Origin of the sequence: Streptomyces sp. PsTaAH-124 (assembly GCF_000373685.1) — a bacterium.
GTDB classification, from domain to species: domain Bacteria; phylum Actinomycetota; class Actinomycetes; order Streptomycetales; family Streptomycetaceae; genus Streptomyces; species Streptomyces andamanensis.
Genome location: NZ_KB892170.1, coordinates 154,457 through 177,193, shown reverse-complemented (window position 1 = coordinate 177,193; position 22,737 = coordinate 154,457). Strand labels below are relative to the sequence as shown.

Annotated in this window: 20 protein-coding genes; 8 read left to right on the top strand and 12 right to left on the bottom strand. The window is 71.1% G+C overall.

Annotated features, from left to right (window positions below):
* Positions 1-496: 496 nt before the first annotated feature.
* Complete coding sequence (locus B086_RS0118310; RefSeq protein WP_026252547.1) at positions 497-1,393, bottom strand: alpha/beta hydrolase; 897 nt, start codon at positions 1,391-1,393, stop codon at positions 497-499.
* A gap of 91 nt (positions 1,394-1,484) precedes the next feature.
* Here B086_RS0118310 and B086_RS0118305 point away from each other — a divergent pair, with 91 nt between their 5' ends.
* Positions 1,485-1,922: a MarR family winged helix-turn-helix transcriptional regulator gene (locus B086_RS0118305; protein ID WP_018567887.1), complete on the top strand. Its 438-nt coding sequence runs from the start codon at positions 1,485-1,487 to the stop codon at positions 1,920-1,922.
* Between the two features lie 141 nt (positions 1,923-2,063).
* On the opposite strand, the gene B086_RS0118300 is transcribed toward B086_RS0118305, so the two are convergent.
* Together B086_RS0118300 and B086_RS41990 are read right to left on the bottom strand one after the other, a co-directional pair.
* Positions 2,064-2,495: a Dabb family protein gene (locus B086_RS0118300; protein ID WP_018567886.1), complete on the bottom strand. Its 432-nt coding sequence runs from the start codon at positions 2,493-2,495 to the stop codon at positions 2,064-2,066.
* Positions 2,492-3,139: a TetR/AcrR family transcriptional regulator gene (locus B086_RS41990; protein ID WP_018567885.1), complete on the bottom strand. Its 648-nt coding sequence runs from the start codon at positions 3,137-3,139 to the stop codon at positions 2,492-2,494. The genes B086_RS0118300 and B086_RS41990 overlap by 4 nt, the downstream gene beginning before the upstream one ends.
* Positions 3,140-3,505: 366 nt before the next feature.
* Between B086_RS41990 and B086_RS0118290 the strand changes: the two genes are divergently transcribed.
* Entirely contained in the window at positions 3,506-3,874 is a 369-nt protein-coding gene (locus B086_RS0118290; RefSeq protein WP_234029328.1) for a peptidase inhibitor family I36 protein, read from the top strand.
* Positions 3,875-4,250: 376 nt separating this feature from the next.
* On the opposite strand, the gene dacB is transcribed toward B086_RS0118290, so the two are convergent.
* Both dacB and B086_RS0118280 read right to left on the bottom strand, forming a co-directional pair.
* The gene (gene dacB, locus B086_RS0118285; RefSeq protein WP_026252545.1) at positions 4,251-5,630 is read right to left on the bottom strand and encodes a D-alanyl-D-alanine carboxypeptidase/D-alanyl-D-alanine-endopeptidase; all 1,380 of its coding nucleotides are present in this window, start codon (positions 5,628-5,630) and stop codon (positions 4,251-4,253) included.
* 193 nt (positions 5,631-5,823) lie between these two features.
* Positions 5,824-6,711 carry a hypothetical protein gene (locus B086_RS0118280; protein WP_018567882.1) on the bottom strand — a complete coding sequence of 296 codons (888 nt, stop codon included), beginning with the start codon at positions 6,709-6,711 and terminating at the stop codon, positions 5,824-5,826.
* Positions 6,712-7,045: 334 nt separating this feature from the next.
* Between B086_RS0118280 and B086_RS0118275 the strand changes: the two genes are divergently transcribed.
* The 4 genes from B086_RS0118275 (at position 7,046) to B086_RS0118255 (ending at position 11,989) form a co-directional block, all read left to right on the top strand.
* A complete protein-coding gene (locus B086_RS0118275; protein WP_037873648.1) occupies positions 7,046-7,672 on the top strand; it encodes a papain-like cysteine protease family protein in 627 nt (208 codons plus the stop codon).
* Between the two features lie 4 nt (positions 7,673-7,676).
* Positions 7,677-8,627 carry a hypothetical protein gene (locus B086_RS0118270; protein WP_018567880.1) on the top strand — a complete coding sequence of 317 codons (951 nt, stop codon included), beginning with the start codon at positions 7,677-7,679 and terminating at the stop codon, positions 8,625-8,627.
* Positions 8,628-9,060: 433 nt separating this feature from the next.
* Positions 9,061-9,927 (top strand): hypothetical protein, encoded by an 867-nt coding sequence (locus tag B086_RS0118260; protein WP_018567878.1) that lies wholly within the window; start codon positions 9,061-9,063, stop codon positions 9,925-9,927.
* A 418-nt stretch (positions 9,928-10,345) separates the two neighbouring features.
* Positions 10,346-11,989 carry an APC family permease gene (locus B086_RS0118255; protein WP_018567877.1) on the top strand — a complete coding sequence of 548 codons (1,644 nt, stop codon included), beginning with the start codon at positions 10,346-10,348 and terminating at the stop codon, positions 11,987-11,989.
* Positions 11,990-12,109: 120 nt separating this feature from the next.
* On the opposite strand, the gene B086_RS0118250 is transcribed toward B086_RS0118255, so the two are convergent.
* The 7 genes from B086_RS0118250 to B086_RS0118220 form a co-directional block, all read right to left on the bottom strand.
* Positions 12,110-12,574: a hypothetical protein gene (locus tag B086_RS0118250; protein ID WP_026252542.1), complete on the bottom strand. Its 465-nt coding sequence runs from the start codon at positions 12,572-12,574 to the stop codon at positions 12,110-12,112.
* Positions 12,575-12,694: 120 nt separating this feature from the next.
* Positions 12,695-14,296 carry a SpoIIE family protein phosphatase gene (locus B086_RS0118245; RefSeq protein ID WP_018567875.1) on the bottom strand — a complete coding sequence of 534 codons (1,602 nt, stop codon included), beginning with the start codon at positions 14,294-14,296 and terminating at the stop codon, positions 12,695-12,697.
* On the bottom strand, positions 14,293-16,071 hold the full coding sequence (locus tag B086_RS0118240; RefSeq protein ID WP_051115862.1) for an ATP-binding protein: 1,779 nt from the start codon (positions 16,069-16,071) through the stop codon (positions 14,293-14,295). The genes B086_RS0118245 and B086_RS0118240 overlap by 4 nt, the downstream gene beginning before the upstream one ends.
* A 50-nt stretch (positions 16,072-16,121) precedes the next feature.
* Entirely contained in the window at positions 16,122-17,186 is a 1,065-nt protein-coding gene (locus B086_RS0118235) for a SpoIIE family protein phosphatase (protein ID WP_018567873.1), read from the bottom strand.
* Entirely contained in the window at positions 17,174-17,590 is a 417-nt protein-coding gene (locus B086_RS0118230; RefSeq protein ID WP_018567872.1) for an anti-sigma regulatory factor, read from the bottom strand. The genes B086_RS0118235 and B086_RS0118230 overlap by 13 nt, the downstream gene beginning before the upstream one ends.
* Positions 17,590-17,970 (bottom strand): STAS domain-containing protein, encoded by a 381-nt coding sequence (locus tag B086_RS0118225; RefSeq protein WP_018567871.1) that lies wholly within the window; start codon positions 17,968-17,970, stop codon positions 17,590-17,592. The genes B086_RS0118230 and B086_RS0118225 overlap by 1 nt, the downstream gene beginning before the upstream one ends.
* Positions 17,967-18,821, bottom strand: coding sequence for an STAS domain-containing protein (locus tag B086_RS0118220; RefSeq protein ID WP_018567870.1), 855 nt, complete (start codon positions 18,819-18,821; stop codon positions 17,967-17,969). The genes B086_RS0118225 and B086_RS0118220 overlap by 4 nt, the downstream gene beginning before the upstream one ends.
* A gap of 404 nt (positions 18,822-19,225) precedes the next feature.
* On the opposite strand from B086_RS0118220, the gene B086_RS0118215 reads away from it, so the two are divergent.
* Both B086_RS0118215 and B086_RS0118210 read left to right on the top strand, forming a co-directional pair.
* Positions 19,226-20,809 (top strand): FMN-binding glutamate synthase family protein, encoded by a 1,584-nt coding sequence (locus B086_RS0118215; RefSeq protein ID WP_018567869.1) that lies wholly within the window; start codon positions 19,226-19,228, stop codon positions 20,807-20,809.
* Positions 20,810-20,923: 114 nt separating this feature from the next.
* On the top strand, positions 20,924-22,696 hold the full coding sequence (locus tag B086_RS0118210) for a thiamine pyrophosphate-dependent enzyme (RefSeq protein WP_018567868.1): 1,773 nt from the start codon (positions 20,924-20,926) through the stop codon (positions 22,694-22,696).
* Positions 22,697-22,737: the final 41 nt, after the last annotated feature.

The following is a 22,737-nucleotide window of genomic DNA, read 5'->3' as shown; positions in this document are numbered from 1 at the left end:
GCCCGGATTGCTCCGCAATCCGGGCTGTAGAAATTCGCTCCGCGAATTCCTCAGGCTGGCTAGTGGAAGGCCCCCTGCCTTCGAGTTTCCGTAGCCCTGATACCCTGTCAATTCTCCGAAAACTTAGTGGAATTAACCGGCTTGGCCTACCGGACTCGCAACCCGGCCAGCTCTTGAATAAGAGGAGCACCGTAGCGCGGTCCTACCAAGGTTGGGCAAGCCTTTCGGCGAGAATCCCCCGCACTTGTGCGAGAAGAGTCCCTGGCCGCTTTCCTGAGACCTTATGTCGCTCCGGTGCCGACCAGGCTCTGTACCGGAGTCCGACAGACCTTCAGTACACAGCTACCAAGACGGGCTGTTCGGTATCAACTCCGTTGATACCGAACTCCTTTGATGCCGTTCGCACGCTCCGTTCTTTCATACCCCGACAGTCATATACCGACACGCCATGTGTGACTACGGAGCGCGGAAAGTACCTCGGTCGTAAGCCACGAGTTCAAGCCCTGAGGTGCTGGGTGAGGAACAGGGCGGCGCGGTCGAGTGCGTGGCCGGCTTCGTCGAGTTGGCCGATGAAGGACTGGAAAACGTGCGGTACCCCGGCCGTGATGTCCAGGATGACGTCGACCTCGGCGTCCCGGGCTCGCTCGGCGAGGCGCACCGAGTCGTCGAGGAGGAGTTCGTTCGTGCCGACCTGTAGCAGCAGTGGCGGGAAGCCGGTGAGGTCGGCAAGGACGGCCGGTGCGAGCAGTTCCTGGTTCGGGTCCTGCCCGTCGAGATACCAGTCGCCGGTGTGGGTCATGCCCTCGCGGGTGAAGAAGGGGTCGATTCCGGCTTTGGTGTTCATGCTGGTGCCCGTGCGGGTGTGGTCGAGGCCGGGGGAGAACGCGACGATGGCGCCGGGCATGGGCAGTCCGGCCTTCCTGGCGGCGAGCGTGGTCGTCACGGTCAGGCCGCCGCCGGCCGAGTCACCGGCGAACGCCACTGATTCCGGGTCGGTCCCGTTGTCGAGCAGTGCCTGGTACGCGGCCAGGCAGTCCTCGATTGCGGCGGGGAACGGGTGTTCCGGCGCGAGCCGGTAGTCGAGCGACAGCGCACGAAACCCGGTACGGGTGACCAGCCCGGCGGTCAGTCCCATCGCCGTCTGCGGTGTTCCCAGGGAGAACGATCCGCCGTGGAAGTAAAGGATGGTGCCCGGACGCATCTCGCCCTCCGGTTCGACCAGGACCGCGGGCCGCTCGCCGAGCGCGGTGTCGGACGTGCGTGCCTCCGGGACCCGGAACAGCGCCATCAGTGCCGCGAAGTTGGTGCGCATCTGCTCGACGGGCAACGGCCGGAAACCCTGCGGGCCCTGCCGCAGCATGGCGTCGAGCATCACACGCTGTGCCTTGCTCATGGTTGTGCCCCTTCAGACGTGCACCCCTAAACTGTATGCCGTGGAAGGTAATATATATGCTGCGGCATCTACAAGGGGCGGGGCGGAGACCATGACGTTCTTCAGCGACCTGGTGCGGTGCGAGACACGCCTGTACAACGCACTCAACGACCAACTGCGCAGCCGCCACGGGATCACGGCCTCGCAGTTCGAGTTCCTCCGCTACCTGCGCGACCACCCGGGCGCACGCGTCGGCGACCTCGCCGCCTTCTTCGCCATCGGCATCGGAGCGACCAGCAAGGGAATGGACCGCCTCGAAGCACGCGGCTGGCTCAGACGCGTCCCCAACCCCGCCGACCGCCGCTCCTCTCTGCTCGAGCTCACCGACGCCGGCATCGGGCTCGCCAACGACGCCGAGACCACGTCCACGACCATCAGCTCACTCATCCAAGCAGCCCTCGACCCCGGCCAATTGCAGGCCGCAGCACAAGCACTCCGACAACTCCGCGCCTCGCTCGAGCACGACAAGATCGGCACGCCTGCCGGTTAGAAGCACTCCGGATCCAGATCACGCCCGCGAAACGGCGGGTGCCGGTGGCGGTGTGCCGGTGCCGGACTGGATCGATGAGTCCTGGGGGCGGGCATGCCCACTGCCCGCCCCCAGGACTCATCCCGGACGGCCGCCGATCGCTCAGCGTTCAACAGTCTGCTGTCGGGTAAGGGACGGTGCGCTGCTGCCGCTGTAGGAGGGCAGGTCGGCCACCAGTTTCGTGAGGATCGGGTCGCCCGCGTAGCGGCGCTCGTGAAGCTCGGCGATCTTCCGGGCTATGTCGGGGTCGTCGCTGTCGGTGGTGTCGTAGGAGACGAAGGTTTCGAGCAGGGGCAGGCCGATCCGGTCGGTGTGGGCGTGCGAGGGGGCCATCAGGTACTCCCAGTACCCGTCGAGGTCTTCGAGGACGAAGACGGCACCGTACTCGAACGCGCCGCCGACATCTCTGCCGACGACGTATCGCACGACCGCGTCGATCGACTCGCCCTGATTGCGCAGGCTTGCAAGGGCCTCCTCGCGCTGCTCGGCGGTGACGGATTCCTTGAAGGCGAAACGGTTGTGGTGGTAGATCATTTCTCTCCCCTGGCTTTCGGACGATCGGCGAACGGACGGTGTCCATGGGGGTGTGCGGGTGGGGCGGACCAGTAGCCGAGCAGCGCAGACACCGCCTGTTCGGCCAGGTGCAGGGCGCGGTCGAATCCGACGTCCTCGATCGACCCGATGCCGGCGAGACCGTGCAGCGTGCCCCACAGCAGATCGCAGGCGTCGTCGAGGTCGACCGGCTCGGCTCCGGACTCGGCCGCCCACGCACGGACGACGCGCCGGGTGAAGGCGAGCACTTCGGCTGCGGCCGCGCGGCGGGTGGAAGCGTCGATGTCTGTGCCGGTCCCGCCCGACACGAGCTGATACGGACCAGGCTGCGAGCGAGCGAACTCCAGGTATGCAGCTGCCGCCAGATACGGGCCCCGCGTTGTCGGCCCCTCAGTCACCGCGGACCGCATCCGCTCCAGCAGGTCGGCGTTGGCCCGTTCCAGCAGCGTTCGCAGCACGGCCTCTTTGCTCGGGAAGTGCTGGTAGATCACCGGCGCGCTGTAGCCGATCTCGGTGGCAATCCGCCGGATCGTCACGGCCCGCCAGCCCTCGGCCTCGGCCATTCGGCCGGCGGTGTCCAAGATCTCGGCGAACGTCCGCCGACGAACCTCTTCCCGCTTGCCCATCTGAACCCCTAACGGCGTTAGATTATCTAACGCCGTTAGTATTTTCCTCGATCTCACCTCTGTCAAGTGGAGTCGGCCCAGTCCCCGTGATGGCCCGTGCCGTCGGAGACCAACCGCGCGGAGCGGCTCCGCCGCCTCTCGTTCGGAGTGAGGTCGCGACGGCCGGTCGCTTCTCCCCGGCCGTCCCACCGTCCCGTCACGCCGGGCAGTGTCTCCGCAGGTCAGCCAGTGGGACGTCCCAGAGGTACGTCATTTTCGCGGCGCCTGTGGGAGCCCTTGCTCCTCGCCCGGCAGTCTCGTTGGCAAGCCGACCCGGTGCGGTTGGCCCGCTCACGCCCCAGAGAGGGAAAGGGAAATAGCATGCACATGACCAGGAAGCTCGCGACCGTGGCCGGCGGTGTCCTCCTGACCGGTGGTCTGCTGGCCGGAAGCGCGGGTGCTGCCAGTGCGGAGGTGGCTCCGCAGGCGGCGTCGGCCTGTCCGTCGGCCTACTTCTGCGTCTGGTCCGGGTCGAACTACACCGGCCACATGCAGAAGGTCGCAGGGACGAACCCGGACCTGACCAAGTACTCGGTCTTCCAGTCCTTCAAGTCGTGGTACAACCATGGCGCTTCCTGCAACTTCAAGTGGTACTCGGCGAAGAACTACGGCGGCTCCAGCGGGATCGTCACGAAGGGGCACAAGGAGTCCGACAGCAAGGCCCACTACATCAAGTCCAACAAGTGGGCCTGCTGACCACCGGACCGCAGCCGCAAGTAGGCGGCGCCCCAACGGGGCGCCGCCCTCGGTCCGTTGCGCAGCGGGCAGCGGTGGTCAGTGTCGGTGGGCACATACCCCTTCCTCCGTACGCTGCCAGCGGCGAGTACAGCATCGAGTCCGTCACCCAGGACGCCACCGGCACCGCCTTCCAGTGAGCCGTTCTGCTTTTGCCTGGCGGACTCGGCGGGACCAGGGCATGGCAGATATGATCACCTTTCACCGAAACTCCTCATAGTCGGGCGTGTCGGAGGCTGTCGAAAGGCCCGAGCAGGTGGGGGTGCGGGGAGACGCCGGGGCGTACGGAATGGTCCGTACGCCCCGGCGTCTTCTGTGGAGCGGCGTGGCGGACCGGTCAGGCCCAGCAGCCGTTCACCGTCGCGGCAAGGCCGTCCATGGCGTCCTTGATGCCTGCCGGGTCGGCTGTGGAGTTGTTCTCGATGAACGAGAAGACGCGCCATTCGCCGTCCGCGGTCTTCGTCACGCCGCTGAGCGCGACGGCACCCGTGAGTGTGCCGGTCTTGGCGTGCACCTTGCCCACGGCGCACTTGGAGTGCGCGTCGTCGAAGCGCCCCCACTCCGGGCCGAGGCTGGAGCCGGCCTCGCCGGCGACCGGCAGACCGTCCACGATGGAGGCGAGGGCCGGGGCCCGCGTGATCGCTTCGAGGAGCTGGGCGAGGGTCGCGGCGGGGATGCGGTCGGCGCGGGACAGACCGCTGCCGTCGTGCATCACGAAGTTGTCCAGCGACACCCCGTACGAAGTCAGGACCTGGCGGACCAGGTCCACGCCGCCCTCGAAGGTGGCCGGCTTCCCCAGGGTCACGGCGGTCATCCGCAGCAGGGTCTCGGCGATGTTGTTGTCGCTGGTCTTGAGCATCTTCTTGACGATGTCCGACAGCGGCCCGGAGGTGTGCTGCGCCACCGGTACGGCGGACCGGCTCGCCTGCGCGCGGCCGACCTCGCCGTCGACGGTGATGCCTGCCGCGGTGAGTTGCCCGGCGAACACCTTGCCGGCGTCGAGGGAGGTGTCCTGTACGGCGGCGCCGTCGACGACGAGCGAACGGACCGGCGTGACCTCGGTCGGGTAGTAGCCCTCGTTCCAGCCGTCCGCCAGGCTCGGCGCGGCGAACAGGCTGTCGTCGATCCTGACCTTGACGTCGGTCCGGCCGGCCGCCTTCAGGCCGGCGACCGCGGCCTTCGTCATGTCGGCCAGGTCCGCGCTGGTGAGGGTGCGGTCGCCGCCGCCGACGAGGGTGAGGGTGCCGTCGCCGTAGACGACCTTGGTGGTGAACCTGTGGTCCGGGCCGAGCAGGGTCAGGGCGGTGGTCGCGGTGGCGAGCTTGGCGTTGGACGCCGGCATGAGTGCGGTGGAACCGTTGTGGTCCCACAGGGTGGTGTCGGAGTCGCCGTCCAGGACGACTCCGCTGACGTCCGAGCCGAGGCGTGTGTCGGCGATACGCTCGTTGAGGTTCTTCACGAGCTGGGCGTCGGCGGCGGTGAGGGTGCTGCCGGTCCGGCCGGTCTCGACGTCGTGGGCCGGGCTGCCCGCGGTGACGGTGTTGCCGTCTGCGGCGAAGGCCGAGGTGCCGGCCAGCGTGGCGGAGGCCACGGGGACGGCCAGCGCGAGGACGAGGGAGCGGCGCGTGCCTATACGGCTCACTCTCGCCTTACGGTGCCGGTGGTGTCCGGACGGGGTGAAGGAAGGGGTGGGGGTTTCGTCTGGCGTACCAGTCATAGAACGCGTCCAAGTGTCTACTGTGTGGTTCTGTGCAGGTGGAACGGCGCGCACGTTACCAGCCGTCACATGTGTGTTCTGGGCGCGGGGAAAGCGGTTGTGAACGAGTTGCAATGATGTGTGACCGATGTGAAACGAGCGTGTCCGCCTCATGTGGGTGTGCGGATCGCGGTCTGCGTGTCGGCGATGTTCCTCACTCCCAGTCCCAGCGGATGCCCAGGAGCCCGCGAGCGGCTTCCTGCTCGAAGAGGTGCACGACGCCATGGGCGTTGAGGGTGAGTTCGGCTGTGAGAGCGGGCGGTACGGAGACGGAGGTCTGGGTGAAGCTGTGGCACCGTACCGGAAGTGCGGTGCGGTCGAAGCCGATGTGCAGGGCGTAGGGGCTGCCGGCGAAGAGGAAGGCGCGTGAGTATTCCTGGGACGGTTCGCCTGTGCCGTCCTGGAAGTGATAGCGGACCATGGTGGTGTCGCCCACTCTCAACCGGGTGTCGAGGAGCAGTTCGGCCGCCACGAGGCCCGCCTTCTGGTTTCTGCGTATCCGGCCCGGCCGGCAGTTCACGAAGCCGGTGATCTGTACGCGTTCGGTCGCGCAGCCGTGTTCACCGATGTGGACGGCCAGATAGCGGTCCACGCCGTCGCGGTGGGCGCGCAGCACTTGCTGCGACTCGCGGGAGGCCAGGCGTCGTTGAGCATCGATGGCCACCGTCTCGGACTGCATCACGGTGTGCAGTCCGCCGTCCTGCGGGGCTTCCAGCTCGGCCAGTACGTCTCCCATGCCCGACCCGACCAGCGTGCTGTATCGGCGGCCGGCCGGGTGTGCCAAGGTGTCGCGCGGTTCCAGGAGTTGACTCAGCGCCTGTCCAGGCAGGTTGAGGAGGTCCTCCAGGGCGGCGATCGCGCGCAGCGACTGCCGTCGGCCCGGGTGGCGGATGCCTCGTTGCCAGTAGCTGAGTGTCGTGACGCTCACGGTGATGCCTCGTTCGGACAGTCTCTGCCGGACCCGGTGCAGAGCCAGCCCGCGGGCGGCCAGCGCGGTGTGGAGGGCGAGGGAGAACGGTCCTGTGCGCAGTGCTTCCTGCAAGTGGACTTCGCTCGCAGCACGGTCGGCTGTGGTTCTGCCGTCGGAGAGGGCCACGTGCTTCCTCCTGCCTTCGTCCCCGGCCGGTGCGCGGTGTGGATTTTCACTGCCGCCTTCGAGCCGGAGCCGGGGCGGCGGGCCAGGGAGGACGCAGTGTAGGCCACGGTGTTCACAAACGCAGGCGTCCGTGTTCACTTCGCCGCCGCCTGGACGGAATCCGAACGTTGACCGTGGACCGTCAGGACCGGATGCTCTTCGGCAGACGCCCGGACGCGCTCCCCCGCAGGAACGGCCGGGCACTCCCCACTCTCCGTCCCCCTCAGGGAGAACCGGCCTCATGTCATCCCATTCACAGCGCTCGTGCCTGTCCCGGTGGCGGCGCGACCTGACCGCATCGTCCCTCCTGTTGGCCGCCGTGCTGTCGGCGACCGCCCTGTCGGTCACCGGCGCCTCTGCCGCCGACTCCCGTCACACCGCGGCCAGTTCCAGGAAGGTCCTGGACTTCACCGAACAGGTGCAGAGCAAGGACAACTGGTGCTGGGCGGCCACCGGCGCGTCCATAGCCGCGTACCAGGGGCACTCCGTCTCGCAGAACAGCTTCTGCAACGCCGCCTTCGGGAGAAGCCAGAACAGCACCTGTCCCAACGACCAGGCGACCCTCGGCAACGACCAGACCGCCTACCGATGGCTCGGCATGGCCCCCGGTACCTACATCAACGGGACCATCAGCTACTCCAAGCTCCAGAGCGAGATCGACTACAACCGCCCCGTGCAGACCCGCATCGCCTGGTCCTCCGGCGGTGGGCACATGGAGGTGCTCTACGGCTACGACACCTCCACCAACTTCGTCTACTGGGGCGACCCGTGGCCCGACGACTACCGCTACAACTGGTCCTCCTACAGCTACTACCGGGACAACGGCGACTTCACCTGGACCCACACGCTCTACGGAATCGGAGCGTGACCTGATGGCCTCCCGGATCCCCCAGCCCGCCCAGCCCGCCCAGACCTCCCAGACCCCCGAGACCATCGAGGCCGCCGTGACGCGCCGTCCCTCCACGAAGCGCGCCGTGAGTGCCGGCGCACTGACCGTCCTCGCACTCGGCCTCGCCGTCACGCCTGCTTCCGCCGGCTCTCCCGACCACCGTGTTCCGGGGGCCTACACCGCCGCGCAGCTCACCGCGGCCCGGACTGCCGCCACCACCGACAGCACCATCACCCTCCTGGACAACTACTTCGCCCATGCCCCCGTGCGGGGCGCCGCGCACACCGTCCGGAGGGGGCAGAGCGCCCCTCGCGCGGTGGGCCGCAGTGTCACCGTCAGCTCGCTGAACCCCGCCTTCGTGGCCGGGGAGTCCGGCGCACCGGTCGCCAGGCCGTCCTTCGTCGCCACCGACTTCGTCTCCCCCACCGGCCAGACGGCCACCGTGCAGACGGCCCTGACGGCCAAGGGCTGGCAGATCGTCACCATCGCGAGCGGCACCGACGAGTCCGACTTCACCGCCAAGGCGCAGGGCAGGGGCACGGTCTTCCGCGAGCCGCAGATCAACGCCTGGTACACCGTGCGCGGTGACGAGATCCTGCCGCTCAACACCGAAGCCCGTGCGGTGGTCGGCCCCTCCGGGACATCGCTGGCCGCCTACTACCACCACGTGCACAGCGCCTACGGCACGAGGCTGCCCGGCTCGTCCTACGACAAGAAGGGCATGGCCGGCGGGTTCGGCGACGCGGCGGCGGACGCCGCCGCACGGAACAGGTCCGCCGACACCACCGCGCCCGGCAAGGCCACCCGAGCCACGGCGACCGGCACCACCGGCCGTGTGTCCGGCAACAGCGCTACGACGCTCCTGGCCCTCGTGGCGGCAGCCGCTCTGGGAGGCGGCGCCCTCGTCGCCCGTCGGCTGCGCCGCTCCCGCTGACCGACACACAGCACCCCTGACTTGCTCGTGGGGTGCCCTCGGACGCACCGTCCGGCAGCGAACCTGTCCGAGCGCGAGCGGGTCCCGACGACACATGTCGGGGCCCGCTTTCGCCCGCGGTACCGCAGTGCCTCCGCGGGCGGGCACCGGGGCCGGGGCCGCTCCCCGGATACCGGGCCCTGTCCGCAGGTGCCGCCCCCCCCCGGCTGGAGCAGTGCTAGTGGCCGATGCGGGGAGCGCGCCGGAGGCTGAGCAGGTACGACGGCTCAAGCCGCCACCTTCGCGGGCGCCGGAAGCAGGAACCGCTGATGATCTTCATGCTGCCCCTCGGCACCGACGAGTGGCCGGTCGCCGTCGCGGGCGTCGGCAGGGCCGCCCGCACGGATCCGGTTCCGGGGCGGTCCGGCGCCGTCCGGCGTCACGGGTAGGTGCCGTGGCGGAGGCGGCGGAACCGACAGGGGCGAGCGGCGGCGCGAGCGCGGACCGGGGCGACGGCGGGGCGGCCAGGTCGGTCGACCGCAAGGGCGGCCCCGGACACACGGTCCTGCTGGCGCTGCTCCTCGCGATTCCGGTGGTGAAGGTCGCGTACACGGTCGGAGGCGGCGGGGCGGCGCGCGACGTGTTCGTCGGCATGGAACCCGCGAACTGGCCGGACGTCCTCATCGGCATGGTGCTCACCGATCCACTCCTCGCCTGTGTGCTGGCCGTCGTCGTCTCCCGGGTCGTGTTCGTCCTGTTCGCCGGGCGCGGCGCGGTCCCGGTGGGCGGCGGTTTCCTGCGCGGGGTCCAGCGGGCCGCGCTGACCGTGGTGAATCCGGTCGCGATGGGAGTGGCGGAGGCATGTTTCTTCGGTCCCCTGTGGGGTCTGGGCACCGGGCTCGCCGCCTACGCTCTACGCAAGGGCGTCGTGGTGGAGTACCGCACCGGCAGGCGCCGAGCGCACCGGCAGGGTCCGGGACGGCGGACGGCGTCCGGGTCCACCGGTGACGGGGGCGGTTACCGGCCGTCGTCCTGGATGCGCCGGGCGGCGGCCCTGGAGCAGTGGGTGGCGCTCGGCCTGACCACCGTCGCGCTCCCGGTGCTGTTCTTCGTCTCGGCGCTCGACGGGCAGGCGTGGACCTCGATCGTCCGCTGCCGGGTCACCGACGGCGTACGGACCGAGACCAACCGTCTGATCGAGCTGGGCCGCAGAGGAAACGGCGTCGTGGGCTGGAACCTGGATGCTCGGGAGATCTCCAACGGGCTCGGCTGCACCGGTGAGGAGAGTCTGTACGTGCGCGAGCCGTGGTGGCACCGCTGAGTCCGTGCCGTTCGCGGTCCGGGAAGAAAGGGGTAGGCCCGCTCCCCGGCGGTTCGCAGCCCGGTGCGTTCGACCAGCGTCTGGTCGGCGACGTGGAACTCGGCGTAGGTCCCTCGCCCGGCGAACAGCGTTGCCAGGTAGCAGACTTCGTCGGGTCTCGGCAGTTCCCGGGGGCGAACGCGGTGTCCGCGTCACCGGATCAGGTGCCGGTGTGGCTCAAGGGCCCGATGCGTCTTCCCGGCCGGGGCCCGAGGACGTCGGGATCGGTGGGTGCGTGACCGGCATCCGGCAGTGCGGGTGCCGATGGTGGTGGCGAGGCTGCCGATCGGGGTGGCTCCTCCCGCGCGTGTGTCGCGTGGTGTCCTGTCTCCGGCCGTTACTCTCGGCAGACCTGCGAGGAGGACGAGGAGGCGGTCGTGTGCCTCAGGACCGGTCGGCCGAGGGGAGCACGGTCCCGGCGGCGGTGGACCAGGAACGGCGGCTGCGCCGGGATCTGGGCTTCTGGGGGCTGACGGCGATCGCGTTCTCCAACATCGTGGGTTCCGGGTGGCTGTTCGCCGCGATGTACGCGGCGCAGACCGCGGGCCCGGCGTCCTTGCTGTCGTGGGTGGGTGCCGGACTGCTGTGCGTCCTGGTGGCGCTGGTGATGATCGAGCTGGGCGCCTCCCGGCCGGAGGGCGGCGGCACGGTGCGCTGGCCGCTGTACGCCACAGGACGGCTCGTGGGCACGCTGATCGGCTGGTCGGTGCTGCTCTCGGTGGGCGGTACCGCGGCGGAGATCAGCGCGATCATGCAGTACGCGGGACACTACCTGCCCGGGATCTACCGCGGGGGTTCGCTGACCGCCGCCGGTCTCGGTGTGGCCGCGGCGCTGAGCATCGTTCTGACGGTGCTGAACTGGTTCGCGGTGCGGTTGTTCGCCCGGCTGAACAACCTGCTGTCGGTCTTCAAGATCGCGGTGCCCGTCGTCACGGTGGTGGCGCTGCTGGCGTCCGGCTGGCACTCCGGGCGCCTCACGGACCACGGCGGATTCGCGCCGTACGGCTACGCCGCCTGTCTGTCGACCCTCGCCGGCGGCGGCATCGTGTACTCGGTGAACGGCTTCCAGGCGCCGCTGGACTTCTCCGGCGAGACCCGCGACCCACGGCGCACCGTGCCCGCAGCGGTGCTGACCGGCATCGCCCTGGCCGTCGCGATGTACCTGGCGTTGCAGGTCGCGTTCCTGTTCACGGTGCCGGAGGGGGCGCTCGGGCACGGCTGGCACGGCGTGGACTTCGACTCGCCGTTCGGCCAGCTGGCGCTGCTGCTCAACCTGCACTGGCTGTCGGTGCTGCTGTACGCGGACGCCGTCGTCTCGCCGGGCGGTTCGGCGTACGTCGGCGTCGCGCTGGACGCCCGGCACACCTACGCGCTCGCCAAGAACGGCACCCTGCCGCGCTGGTTCATGGCGGTGGAACCGCGCTCGGGCATCCCGCGCCGGGCGCTGGTGCTGAACCTCGCGGTGATCGTGGTGTTCCTGCTGCCGTTCGGCGGCTGGCAGCACATCGTGAGCGTGATGGGCGACATGTATCCGCTGACCTACGCGGCCTCCGCGGTGGCGGCCGCGGTGTTCCTGGCCGACCCGCACGGCGGCACCGCGGGCTGGGTGCCCGGACTGCGCTGGATCGCTCCGGTGAGCTTCACGGTGGCGGCCGAGTTCGTGTACTGGTCGGGCTGGCACGATCTGCGGCTGGCGCTGCCGCTGGTGCTGGCCGGGCTGCTGGTGTTCCTCGCCATGCACCGCGGCGCCACGGCGGGGCGGCCGCTCGCCGCGGAGCTGCGCACGGGTGCGTGGCTGGTGGTGTTCCTCGCGGTGCTCACTCTCCTGTCCTGGCTCGGCTCGTTCGGCGGCTCCGGACGGCTCCCGGCTCCGTGGGACTCACTGACGGTGGCGGCGTTCGCCTTCGCGGTGTTCTTCTGGGCGGTACGGTCGGGCACGGGCTGGCTGCGGGAGTCCCGGCGCATGGGCGGGGGCGCCCTGCCCGGAGCGGCGTCACCACCGGGTCCGTCGCCGCGCCCGTAAGCAGGGGGGTGAGCGTGGCACGTCGGCTCCTCCGCCACGGTCGCGCCCGCTGAGCGGTCGCTGTCGTCCTCGGCCGCCGGGCCGTGTGCTCCTGCGACGGCGCCCGCCGCCGGGGCGCGCCTACTCGTCCGGTGGACCGACGGTGTCCGGACGTGCGCTGTGGTCGGGGTGTCCGCGCGTGCGGCGCCGCTCCTTCAGTTCCGCCTCGTACAGGTGGTCCCTGCCCTCGGCCAGTTCCCGGCGTGCGTCGGCCTCGGTGTCCTTGAACGGCTGGTAGTAGGTGGCGTTGTAGGCCTCGATGATCTGGAACGTCCAGTGTCCCGGGATCACGTTGCGGCCCAGGATCTCCCGCTGGACCCGGTCCGCCCACCCGGGGTGGCCGGCCTCCCGCAGCAGTTCCACCGCGCGGTCCAGCGTGAAGTCCGCGCCTCCCGTGAGCTGGTGGAAGGCGTAGAGGTGGCCGCGGGCGCGTTCGGTCGTCTCCAGCGCCTCAGACAGCGCCCCCAGGGCGCGGACGAGGGTGTCCGACACTCCCGCAGGGCGCAGGTGTGCACCGTCCGGGCCGTCGCCGTGCTGAGGTCTCATGCCTCACCACTCCCCCGCCCTGCGGAGCCGCGCACCAGGGGTCAGCCGCCCGGACCGCACGGACCACCCACGCGGTGGACCTCGCGGTCCGGGCCCCCGAGAGCCTCGTACGGCCGTCGCCTACCGCAGCCGGGCCGCCAGGATGGCCACGTCGTCCTTGCCGTCCGGCGGGAAGGCCGTCATCAGCGCCTCGCACATCGCTTCCGGGCTCGCGGGGCCGCAGGCCACCGCCTCGCGCAGCGACACCAGCGCCTTGTCCAGGTCGACGCCCCGGCGCTCGATCAGGCCGTCGGTCACGAGGACGAACTCGGTGCCGGGGGTGAGCGGCACCTCGGCCGGCGGGGGGTGGGGCAGGTCCATGCCCAGGAGCGGGCCGTGTTCGTGGTGGAGCCAGGTGCGGCCGTCGCTGTCGCGAAAGACGGGCGGGATGTGGCCGGCGTTGGAGACGCGGAGCACACCCGCCGTCCGGTCGACCTGGATGATGCACAGGGTCGCGGCGCGGACGGGCTCGTTGATGGCGAGCACCTTCTCCAGCCGTACCTGGATCTGGTCGGGTGCGTGCCCGTCCAGGGCGTAGGCGCGCAGTGCGTGCCGTACCTGGCCCATCACCATGGCGGCCTCCAGGGAGTGCCCGGCCACGTCCCCGACGGCCAGCACCAGCCCGTCGGGCGTCCGGACCGCTTCGTAGAAGTCGCCGCCGATCTCGGCGTGCCTGCTCGCCGGGTCGTAGCGCACGGCCAGGTCGATGCCCTCGGGAGAGGGCAGGGCCTCGGGCAGGAAGCTGCGCTGGAGTTTAAGGGCGAGCGCGTGCTCCTCGTCGTAGGAGCGCAGCGCCTCCAGGGCCAGCGCGGTGGCGTGGGCGAGCTGGGTCAGCAGGTCGGTGTCGGCGGGGGTGGGCACCGCGTCGGCGGGGACGACGACCGCGGCCGGGGGTCGGCCGGGCTTGGTGCGTGCCAGGGCGATCGCGCGGGTGCTGTGCGGCTGTCCGCCGGTGTGCGGGGCGGTCCAGGAGTCCGCCACCGTCTCCACGGCCGCTCCCACGGCGGCTCCGAGCACGTGCCGTTCGAAGATCTCCGCGGGTACCGCGGGCGCCGGGCCCCTGTCGGTGGGCTGCCCGGGTGCGGGGGCCGCGTGCTGGATCGTACGGCCCTCCGGGTCGCTGAGGACGACTGCGGCGGCGCAGCCGAGCACGGCGGCGGTGCCCTCGGCCGCCGTGCGGGCCAGGGCGGTGGCCGACATCGCCGAGTACAGTCCGAGCGTGGTGCGGTTGAGCAGGCCGAGTCGTTGCGCCAGGGTCTCGGCGCGGCGCCTGGCGCGGGTGTAGCGCAGTGTCGCCGTGACGGTGGCGAGGAGTTCGCCGGGGGCTATCGGTTCGGTGAGGTAGGCGTCGGCGCCCCGGTTGAGCCCCTGTGTCCGGTCGGATGCGCTGATCGCCGACGCGGAGACGTGGATGACCGGCAGCGATGCCGTGCGCGGGTCCACTTTGATCTGCTCGCAGACCTCGAAACCGGTCATGTCGGGCAGCCGTACGTCGACCAGGACGACCTCGGGCGGCGCTTCCGGGTCGGCGGCGCGGGCCAGTCCCTCCTGGCCGTCGGCGGCCTCCACCACCTGGTGGCCCGCGCGGCGCAGGGTGGTGCCGAGCACGTAGCGGTTGGTCGGGTTGTCGTCGACGAGGAGGATCAGTGCGGGCTTCTCGTCGGGCTGCCGGGGGATCGTCATGGTGACGGCGTGTCCTTCGTGTCCTTCGAGTCCTTCGTGTCCGCCGGTTCGGCGGCCGTGGTGCGGCCCTCGGCGGCGGGGCGCAGGCCGAGTGCCTCGGCCAGCCGCTCGGCGGTCAGGTGGGTCTTGCTGAGCACCGCCCGTGCCCGGCCGACCCGGCCCCGGTCGATGTCGGAGACGCCCATGCTGGTGAGGACGACGACGGGTACCTGCGCGAGCGAGGGGACCGCCGCGATCTGCTGGAGCACCTGGTAGCCGTCGGGCGGCGGCATGGCGAGGTCGACCAGGACCGCGTCGGGCAGCGTGGTGCGGATGGTGCGCAGCGCCTCGACGCTGCGGGTGACCTCGGTGGTGGTCTCCGCGAGCCGGTCCAGCGTCGGCCGGAGCGTGCTGAGGAAGACCGGGTCGTCGTCGATGATGACGACGCTGCGCAGCAGGGGCTCCTGCGGCAGCGGGACGGGCCCGGCGTGCGTCGGGGCCGCGGGCAGTTCGACGGTCACCTCCGTGCCCTGGCCGAGGCGGCTGGTCAGGGTCAGTGTGCCGCCGAGCAGTTCGGTGAGTTTGCGGGCGTAGGGCAGGCCCAGGCCGGTTCCGGAGACGTGGCGCTGGTGGGCGCCACGCACCTGGTAGAACTCCTCGAAGACCTGCTCCACCTTGTCCTCGGGGATGCCGACGCCGGTGTCCGTGACGGTGAGGACCGCCCATGGGCCGTCCGGCCGCTCCTCGGCGCGCGCCGTGAGCCGGACCGTGCCGGAGGCGGTGAACTTCAGGCTGTTGGAGAGGATGTTGCGCAGCACCCGGGTGAGCATCACCTCGTCGGTGGTGAACGGTCCGGGGAAGGTCGTGTCGGCGATGTCCAGGGTGACGCCCTCGGCGGCGGAGGAGGCGAGGGTGCCCCGCAGCTGGTGCAGGACGGTCCGCAGGTCGACGCGGACCAGCTGCGGCTCCAGCCGTCCCGACTCCGCCTTCGCGGTGTCGAGCAGCTCTTCGACCAGGGCGAGCAGGGTGCTGCCCGATCCCGCGATGAGCGACACCTGCTGGTGCTGTTCGGCCGTCAGCGGATCGGCGTTCTCGTCCAGCAGCAGCCGGGCGAGGGAGATCACCGCGTTGACCGGGGTCCGCAGCTCGTGGCTGACGTTCGCCCAGAAGCGTGTCTTCGCGGCGCTCGCCTGGCGCAGGCGGCGGCTCTTGTCCTCCAGGTCGGCGTAGAGGGCGACGACACCGCGGTTCGTCTCCTCCAGCTCGGCGGACAGCTCGGAGTAGAGCGCCATCACGCCCGCGTTGGTCTCGTCCAGTTCCTTGTTGAGGCGTTCCAGTTCCTCGGCGCGGGCGCGTTCGTCCTGAAGCGCCTGGAGAAGCTGGCTGTTCTGCCTGCGGAGCTCCTCGCTCATATCGGGGCCGCGCAGACCCGCCAGTTCCGCCGTCACCCGCTCCGCGGCCTCTTCGGCGGTGAACGGGGCGGTCAGGTCCTGGCCGATGAGCAGACGGCCGGGGCCGTCGGTGCAGAGGTCGAGGAGCCTGTGCGAAGCGGTCAGCAGGTCGTGACTCGGCGCTTGGTCCCCCTTCCAGAGATAGCGGACGGCAACCCGGTGGGGCTGCCCGGCCAGGCGGACGAACTCGGTGACCAGACCGGCGGAGCCGAGGAGTTCGGCTCCCGCCTCGCTGGCCAGAGTCACGAGGCGGACGCGCTTCGCTTCGCCGAGCTCCAGGGCCTGACACACCGCTTGCCCGTGACGGCGGAGTTGAAACAGATCGTCCTGCCTGGTCAAGTGCATCCGGGCGAGGATGCGTTCACGGTCGGCGGGGTCTCTCGCCGGCCCGGGGTTCACGAAGTCGCCGCCTTGAGGACCAGGACGCCGATGTCGTCGCGGCGCGCGCCCGCGTCCCGCAGGATCTGCGCGGCGACGACCGTGGGGGTGCGGGCGAAGAGGCCGGGGAAGGAGCCGGGTGACCAGCGGTCGTTGAGGCCGTCCGAGTGCATGACGAGGACCGCGCCGGGAGCGGCGTCGGCGAAGACGCTCCGCGCCCGGGGCAGATGGGCTCCGACGATGCCGGGCGAGGAGAGCAGGGAGGACCTGCGGCCGTCGGAGACCAGGCAGGTCGTGGTGTTGCCGACGCCCGCGAACTCGATCTGACGGCCGGGGAAGTCGACGCGGACCACGGCGACCGCGGCGCCCCGGGTGCCGCGCAGGGCGCGGTGCATGTCCTCCAGGACGGCCTGCGGCCGGGTGCCGCGGCTCGTCCGGAAGGCCTCCCGCGCCACCTCGCCGGCCCGCGCCGCCTGCGGGCCGTGGCCCAGCCCGTCGCACATCATGGCGAGGAGGGGGGTGGTGGCCTCGGCCCCCTCGGCGGGTGTGTCGGCGTACCGCACGGCCCAGGTGTCCCCGCACATCTCCTCGCCGCCGATGGGGCGTGTGAGGCCGCCGATCTCCACCCCGGAGGCGCAGGCGGCGCCTCGGCCGTCGGCGTGGAAGCGGGCGAGCAGGGCCGTGCCGCGACCGGCCAGGGTGTGGATGTCGAAGGCGTCCGCGAGCCGGACGATGGCGCCGAGGCCCACCCCGAGGGTCCCGGCGGAGGAGGCCCCGTCGCGCAGCGCCGCCCGGAGGTCGGCGATGCCGGGGCCGGTGTCCGTGGCCAGGATGTCCAGTGCCGCGTGTTCCCCGTCCAGCGCCACCCGCAGGACGAGGGCGCCGTCGACGGCGTGCCGCTGGAGGTTGGTGGCCGCCTCGGTCGCCACGATCTCGGCCGAGGCGACGCGGTCCTCGCCGATGCCGAGCCTGCGGGCCAGCCGCGCGGCCTCCCGGCGGGCCGCCATCGGCAGGCCGACGTCGACCCGGAGCCAGACGGTCTCGCCGGGTTCGGAGAGCAGCGGCGCGGTCACCGGGCCCACTTCACGATGGTGACCCGGGTCCCGCGTCCCACGCCGGTGTCCAGCTCGAACTCGTCCGCCAGGCGTCTGGCGCCGCTGAGGCCGAGTCCCATGCCGCTGCCGGTGGTCCAGCCGTCGGTCAGGGCCAGCTCCACGTCGGGGATGCCGGGGCCCTCGTCGGCGAAGAGCAGCCGGACTCCGGAGCGGCCGTTGCTCCAGGCCGCCTCGGCGTCCATCCGGCCCCCTCCCCCGTAGACGACGGTGTTGCGCGCCAGTTCACTGGCGGCGGTGACGAGTTTGGTCTGGTCGACCAGGGACAGTCCGGCCTCCTGCGCGAGGGCGCGCACCAGTTGGCGCGCCTTGACCACACCGGCGCTCCCGTCGAGTTCGATCGACTCGGCCCGCCGCGCGGTGTCGCCGGGCATCAGGCGCGGCCCGGCTGCTCGGCGTGCACGGCGCGGCGAAGAGCCGCCAGGCCGGCCTCCAGGTTCAGGGCGGTGCGTACGCCGCCGAGGGTCAGCCCCAGTTCGACCAGGGTGATGGCGACCGCCGGACGCATGCCGACCACGACGGTCTCCGCGCCGAGCACCCGGGACATGGCGGCGACCGTGGCGAGCATGCGGCCGACGAACGAGTCGACGATCTCCAGGGCGGAGATGTCGATCACGACGCCGCGTGCCCCGGTGTCCACGATGCGTCTGGAGAGGTCGTCCTGGAGGTCCAGGACGGTGTGGTCCTCCAGATCGACCTGGATGGACACCAGCAGGACGTCCGAGATCTGGAGGATGGGGACGCGATCGGTCACAGGAGGCTCCCGCGGTTCTCCGCCAGCTTCTTGTCCCGCTCGATGGTGCCCAGCGCGTGCCGCAGGGCGTCGGCCAGGGTGCTCTTCGTCGGGATGTCGCCGAACTCGATCCCCAGGGCGACGATCGTCTGCGCGATCTGCGGGCGGATGCCCGAGATGACGCAGTCGGCGCCCATCATCCGCGCGGCGACCACGGTCTTCAGCAGGTGCTGGGCGACCTGGGTGTCGACCGCGGGGACGCCGGTGATGTCGATGATCGCCTGCGTCGAGTTGTAGTCGATCAGCGCCTGGAGCAGCCGCTCCATGACGACCTGGGTACGCGCCGAGTCCAGGGTGCCGACGAGGGGCACCGCCACCACGCCGTCCCAGAGCTTGACGACCGGGGTCGACAGTTCCAGCAGCTGGTCGGCCTGCGCGGAGATGATCTCCTCGCGTGTGCGCGCGTACGCCTCCACGGTCAGCAGGCCGAGTTCGTCCAGGACGCGGCCGAGCTGGAGGTAGGCGCGGACGTCCTCGGCGCTCCCGGTGAGCGACGGCTCCAGGACCTGCTTGAGGGCGAAGACGCTGATGGCCGTCTCGGTCGGGGTGAAGCCCTGCCGGGCACGGTTGCGGGACAGCTCCACCAGGAGGCTGCGGACCTCGGCGAAACCGTCGGCGTGCACGCTGAGTTCGCCGGTGGCGAGTCCGGCGCGGATGGCTGTGTAGAGGTCACGGAGTTCCCGCTCCACCTCGGCGGTGCTCAGTCGGCCCGTGAGCGACTCGCCCACCACCGTCACCCACTGGTCAACGAACGTCTCGCTGTTGCCGGTCAGCAGCTCCACCAGGCGCTGCGAACCACGGTCGTCGGTCACTTCCACGCTCCTCGCTGTAGACAATGATCGTACGGCAGACGGGTGAACCGCAGCGGCCCGGCGGGGCGGAGTCCGGCCGTGCGGTGTCCAGCACGGGATCTGCGGCTTCACGTTCTCATCACACCATCGGCCGCCGTCATCCGGCCCCGGTCGGAGCGGGTCCGTATCGCGGGGGCGGAGCGTACCGGCGGGAGCGGGGCGTACGACGGGAGCAGAGCGTACGACGGGAGTGGGGCGGACCGGGAGGACCGGGAGGACCGGGACGCTCCGGAGGGTCGTCGGTCCGGGGGAACTCGGAGGACCGGGCGCCGCCGGCTTCTCCGGGCGGTGGTGGTGCGACCGCCCTGCCCGGTTTCCTGGCGGACCACGGGAGTGGAAGGGCGTCGCCGGGCAATGAGCCAGGGGTGACCCGCATCGCACTCGTCGCCCTGACCCTGACGCTCGGCCTGCTCGCGGCCCTCGCCGCGGTGGCGGCGTCGCCGTGGTGGTGCTTCGGCGCCGTGCCGCTCCTCGCGCTGGGTCTGCTGGGCACATGGGACCTCGCCCAGCGCCGGCACTCGGTGCTGCGCAACTATCCCGTACTGGGCCATGCCCGCTTCCTCCTGGAGCGGATCCGTCCCGAGCTCCAGCAGTACTTCATCGAGCGGAACTTCGACGGCCGCCCCTTCGACCGGGACGTCCGCACCATCGTCTACGAGCGGGCCAAGGGCACCGACGCCGAGCAGCCGTACGGCACCGAGCGCGACGTCCACCTGCCCGGCTACGAGTACCTGGTGCCGTCCATGGCCCCGCGCCGGGCGCCGCGCACACCCCCGCGCGTCCGGATCGGCGGCCCCGACTGCCGCCGCCCCTACGACATGGCGCTGCTGAACGTGTCGGCGATGAGCTTCGGCTCGCTGTCCGCCAACGCGATCCTCGCCCTCAACGGCGGTGCCGCGGCCGGTGGCTTCGCCCACGACACGGGCGAAGGGGGTCTTTCGGCGTACCACCTGCGGCCGGGCGGGGACCTGGTCTGGGAGATCGGTACCGGCTACTTCGGGTGCCGCACCCAGGACGGTGACTTCGACCCCGCCGAGTTCGCCGACAAGGCCGCGCACGACCACGTCAAGTGCGTCTCCCTCAAGCTGTCGCAGGGCGCCAAACCGGGCATCGGCGGTGTCCTGCCGGGATCGAAGGTCAACGCGGAGATAGCGGAGGTGCGCGGCGTGCCCCGGGGGCGGACGGTGATCTCACCGCCGTACCACAGGCTGTTCTCCACCCCGCGGGAACTGGTCCGGTCCGTCGCCCGGCTCCGGGAGCTGTCCGGGGGCAAACCGACCGGATTCAAGCTGTGCGTGGGCTCGCGGCAGCAGTTCCTCGCCGTGTGCAAGGCCATGCTGGAGGAGGGCACGGCGCCCGACTTCATCGTCGTGGACGGCGGTGAGGGCGGCACCGGGGCCGCCCCGCTGGAGTTCGCCGACCATGTGGGCGCGCCCCTGACCGAGGGCTTGCTCACCGTGCACAACGCCCTGGTCGGCGCGGGGCTGCGCGACCACGTCCGCATCGGCGCGAGCGGCAAGATCGCCACCGGTAGCGATCTGGTCAAACGCCTCGTCCAGGGCGCCGACTACGGCAACGCCGCACGCGCGATGATGTTCGCGCTCGGCTGCATCCAGGCCCAGCGGTGCCACACCAACACCTGCCCCAGCGGTGTGGCCACCCAGGACGCCCGGCGTGCCCGCGCCCTCGACGTCCGGGACAAGACCCCGCGTGTGCGGCGCTTCCAGGAGGCGACCGTGGCCGGCGCCCTGGAGATCATGGCCTCCATGGGGGTCACCGACCCGGCCGGGCTGCGCCCGCACATGCTGCGCCGACGCATCGATCCGCACACCGCACGCTCCTACGCGGAGCTGTACGCGTGGCTGGAGCCGGGGCAGTTGCTCGACGAGCCCCCCGAGGACTGGGCGGCCGACTGGAGGGCCGCCGACCCCGACCGCTTCACCGTCTGACCCGTCGGCCCCCTGTCCGGCCGTCCGGCATGCCGGTCGTCGTCCGACCGGCCCGGCCTGCCGGTCGTCGTCCGGCCTGTTCCATCCGTCTCTCGTCTCACCTGGAGGATCGAAGTGGCCCGTACTGTCGCCCGTGTCATCGTGGACGCGCTGAGCGAACTCGGCGTACGGCAGGTGTTCGGCGTCGTGGGGGACGCACTGAACCCCTTGACGGACGCCCTGCGCACCACCGAAGACCTGGAGTGGGTGGGCTGCCGGCACGAGGAGGCGGCGGCGTTCGCCGCGAGCGCCCAGTCGCAGCTCAGCGGCACCCTGGGGGTCTGCATGGGCACCGTCGGACCGGGCTCCGTGCACCTCCTCAACGGACTCTACGACGCGGCCAAGAGCCGTACGCCGGTCCTGGCCGTCGCGGGCCAGGTGCCGCTGAGCGAACTGGGCAGCGACTACTTCCAGGAGGTCGACAACGACGCCCTCTTCAGCGACGTGGCGGTCTTCCGCGCCACCCTCACCTCTGCCGACCAGCTGCCGCACCTGCTGGAGGCGGCGGTGCGCAACGCGATCGGCCGCAAGGGCGTGGCCGTCCTGACCGTGCCGGGTGATCTCGGCGAACGCGAGGTGGGTACGGACCGCCCGGCCCGCTTCTCCCTCAACCCGCCGGTGACCAGGCCCGAGGACGCGGCCGTGAGCCGGGCGGCCGAGCTCCTGGACCGGGCCGAGCGGGTCACCCTGCTGGTGGGGCGGGGCGCCCGCGGGGCCCGCGAGGAGGTGCTCGCCCTGGCCGACCGGCTGGCCGCGCCGATGGTCCTCACCCTGAAGGCCAAGGAGGGCTTCGAAGGCGACACCAATCCCTTCCAGGTCGGCCAGACGGGACTGATCGGCAACCCGGCCGCCGCGTCCGCGTTGCAGGACGCGGACACGCTGCTGCTCCTGGGCACCGACTTCCCCTACCGGGAGTGGTATCCGGAGGGGAAGACCGTCGTGCAGGTCGACACGGAGGCGGCCCACATCGGACGGCGCGTGCCGGTCGAGGCCGGTCTCGTCGGGGACACCGGTGCGACCGTCCGCGCCCTCCTGACGCACCTCCCCGACCGCGCCGACGACGTGGCCGGGGCGGACGGCCCGCGGGACCGCTCGCACCTGGAGAAGGCACGCAAGCGCTTCGAGCAGTGGCGTACGGGCCAGGCGCGGCTGGCCGACCCGGCGCACGACAAGGGACTCATCGGCCGGCTGCGGTCCTCCTTCGACAACCGCTCCGACGACATCCGCCCCGAGGCGCTGGCGTCCGTGGTGGACCGGCTCGCCGCGGACGACGCCGTCTTCACCTCCGACACCGGGATGGCCACGGTGTGGCTCTCGCGGTTCGTGGAGATGCGCGGGGAGCGCCGGCTGATCGGCTCCTACAACCTCGGGTCGATGGCCAACGCCATGCCGCAGGCCCTGGGTGCCCAGTGCCTCGACCGGGAGCGGCAGGTCGTGGCCTTCTGCGGGGACGGCGGTCTGAGCATGCTCCTGGGCGACCTGATGACGCTGAAGACCCACCGGCTCCCGGTCAAGCTGGTCGTCTTCGACAACCGCCGGCTGGGCATGGTCAAACTGGAGCAGGAGCAGGCCGGACTCCCGGAGTTCGGTACGGTCCTGGACAATCCGGACTTCGCCGCGGTCGCCGAGGCCATGGGCATCCCCGGCATCCGTGTCACCGACCCGGCCGACCTGGAGAAGTCCGTGCGCCGCGCCTTCGGCACCCCGGGTCCGGTACTGCTCGACGTGCTCACCAACCCGGACGAGGTCGCGGTCCCGGCCAAGCCGACCGTCGAGCAGGGCTGGGGTTTCGCGGTGGCCAAGGTCAAGGAGATCGTCCGCAGTCACGGGGACGACGGCGCCGCCTGATCCCGCGCGACCGCCGCTGTCGCCGCGTCGCTCCGGGTGCG

Excerpts from the sequence above, each read along its gene's own strand:
- B086_RS0118310 (WP_026252547.1), bottom strand. The coding sequence starts at position 1,393 with ATGAGCAAGGCACAGCGTGTGATGCTCGACGCCATGCTGCGGCAGGGC.
- B086_RS0118305 (WP_018567887.1), top strand. The coding sequence starts at position 1,485 with ATGACGTTCTTCAGCGACCTGGTGCGGTGCGAGACACGCCTGTACAAC.
- B086_RS0118300 (WP_018567886.1), bottom strand. The coding sequence starts at position 2,495 with ATGATCTACCACCACAACCGTTTCGCCTTCAAGGAATCCGTCACCGCC.
- B086_RS41990 (WP_018567885.1), bottom strand. The coding sequence starts at position 3,139 with ATGGGCAAGCGGGAAGAGGTTCGTCGGCGGACGTTCGCCGAGATCTTG.
- B086_RS0118290 (WP_234029328.1), top strand. The coding sequence starts at position 3,506 with ATGACCAGGAAGCTCGCGACCGTGGCCGGCGGTGTCCTCCTGACCGGT.
- dacB (WP_026252545.1), bottom strand. The coding sequence starts at position 5,630 with ATGACTGGTACGCCAGACGAAACCCCCACCCCTTCCTTCACCCCGTCC.
- B086_RS0118275 (WP_037873648.1), top strand. The coding sequence starts at position 7,046 with ATGTCATCCCATTCACAGCGCTCGTGCCTGTCCCGGTGGCGGCGCGAC.
- B086_RS0118270 (WP_018567880.1), top strand. The coding sequence starts at position 7,677 with ATGGCCTCCCGGATCCCCCAGCCCGCCCAGCCCGCCCAGACCTCCCAG.
- B086_RS0118250 (WP_026252542.1), bottom strand. The coding sequence starts at position 12,574 with ATGAGACCTCAGCACGGCGACGGCCCGGACGGTGCACACCTGCGCCCT.
- B086_RS0118245 (WP_018567875.1), bottom strand. The coding sequence starts at position 14,296 with ATGACGATCCCCCGGCAGCCCGACGAGAAGCCCGCACTGATCCTCCTC.
- B086_RS0118240 (WP_051115862.1), bottom strand. The coding sequence starts at position 16,071 with ATGCACTTGACCAGGCAGGACGATCTGTTTCAACTCCGCCGTCACGGG.
- B086_RS0118230 (WP_018567872.1), bottom strand. The coding sequence starts at position 17,590 with ATGCCCGGCGACACCGCGCGGCGGGCCGAGTCGATCGAACTCGACGGG.